This window comes from Staphylococcus sp. HMSC071G07 (genome assembly GCF_001811435.1).
In the GTDB taxonomy this organism is placed as follows: domain Bacteria; phylum Bacillota; class Bacilli; order Staphylococcales; family Staphylococcaceae; genus Staphylococcus; species Staphylococcus pettenkoferi.
In genome coordinates this window covers 1-208 of record NZ_KV804791.1, presented here as the reverse complement: position 1 = coordinate 208, position 208 = coordinate 1, and the positions used below count along the sequence as shown (strand labels likewise).

At 51.4% G+C, this 208-nt stretch carries 1 pseudogene; it reads left to right on the top strand.

The features are described from left to right. Positions 1-56: 56 nt before the first annotated feature. Positions 57-208: pseudogene (locus HMPREF2802_RS12500) on the top strand (IS256 family transposase); the annotation flags it as partial.

The window sequence follows — 208 nt, the reverse complement described above, 5'->3', positions numbered from 1 at the left end:
GAGGGTGTCAGGAAGTTTGTGTGTGAGGCTCTGATCTAGAAGGAGTTTCACCGATAATGACTACGGTGTCACCGAAGAAAAGCCATGACCCGGCGAGGATCAACGAGATCAGCGAGAAGCTGATGGAAAATTCTGAAATCGCCAGCTTGATCAGCGAGCTGTCGACTTCTGCTGATGATGCAAGCGAGCTGGTCAAAGGCCTGCTGCA